The sequence below is a fragment of the Psychrobacter urativorans genome (assembly GCF_904846695.1).
GTDB classification, from domain to species: Bacteria; Pseudomonadota; Gammaproteobacteria; order Pseudomonadales; family Moraxellaceae; genus Psychrobacter; species Psychrobacter urativorans.
Genome location: NZ_CAJHBR010000062.1, coordinates 1 through 1204, shown reverse-complemented (window position 1 = coordinate 1204; position 1204 = coordinate 1). Strand labels below are relative to the sequence as shown.

Genomic DNA, 1204 nt, shown 5'->3' with positions numbered 1-1204 from the left:
CCCAACCTTGTATGATAAAACAGTCACTAGTAGCGTACACTAATAGTGACCCTGTCAGCATAGAGTTGTGCCCAACCTTAGGCTTAAAACCTGTAGTGTAGATAAAGCCTATGCTGGCAATCCATAACACACATCTCGAATGGTATCCTAGGCGCACAATAGTGTAGCCCGAATCTACAAGGTTTAAGAGTACTATGGATCATACTTATTATATTGGCATTGACATATCCTGTAAGACATTCGATGCCGCTCTATATAGTGACAACACTCACTATAATCACTCAAGCTTTGACAATACTGCTCAGGGCTTTGAAGCGCTGCTATCATGGCTTGATAAAGCACCATCAGACTTACATCTTCTTATGGAAGCCACCAACGTCTACTGGGAACCCTTAGCGTATTACCTAAATGCTAAGGGTGCCACCGTCAGTGTGATCAATCCTAAATGCATCAAAGGCTATGCAAACAGTCTTAATATTCGTAGCAAGACTGACATCGTCGACGCTAAGCTCATTGCTCGATACTGTGCTAAAGAACAACCACAAGCTTGGCTACCCCCTAAAGAGACAGATCGAGGCCTGCTATTAAAGCTACGCCAACTTGAGCACTTAAAAGGACAACATCAGTCTGAACAAGTGCGTAAAACCATGCTCAGAGACTTTGATGCTATCGCGTCATGTCAGCGAACGCTTGATTTCTTAGCGACTGAGATCCTTTTAATTCAAGCGGCTATTGATGATCTGATTACCTCTGATGAGACGCTTAAGCATAATGCTAAACTTTTAGCATCCATACCCGCTGTGGGCAAGCTTACTGTTCCTTGGTTGCTAGCTTATCTAGGCGATGGTTCAAAGTTCAAAAAGTCCAAGCAAGCCACAAGCTTTGCAGGCCTTACCCCTATGGTTCATCAGTCAGGAACCTCTGTAGAGAAAAGGGCTCGTATCTCTAAGATTGGTCATTCTGAGATCAGGAAAGTGCTTTATATGCCTGCTATGGGGTTCTCGTTTGGTAAATATAAAGAGGGTGCTTACCAAAGCTTTGTCAGTCGTTTGGTTAATCATGGCAAACCGAAAATGGTGGTCATTGTTGCTTTAATGCGTAAGATATTAGCCATCGCTCAGGCAGTGTTGAAAAGTCAGCGACCTTTCGATGCTTCTTTACATGTTAATTGAGTCTTTAGGCTTGCTTTTTCTCATGGTATCTA

The 1204-nt window shown here is 43.0% G+C and carries 1 protein-coding gene; it reads left to right on the top strand.

Going from position 1 to position 1204, the window contains the following annotated elements; genetic code table 11:
• The first annotated feature begins 194 nt into the window (after window positions 1–194).
• Complete coding sequence (locus tag JMY09_RS14360) at window positions 195–1172, top strand: IS110 family RNA-guided transposase (RefSeq protein WP_201624630.1); 978 nt, start codon at window positions 195–197, stop codon at window positions 1170–1172.
• The last annotated feature ends 32 nt before the right edge of the window (window positions 1173–1204 follow it).

Excerpts from the sequence above, each read along its gene's own strand:
- JMY09_RS14360 (WP_201624630.1), top strand. The coding sequence starts at position 195 with ATGGATCATACTTATTATATTGGCATTGACATATCCTGTAAGACATTC.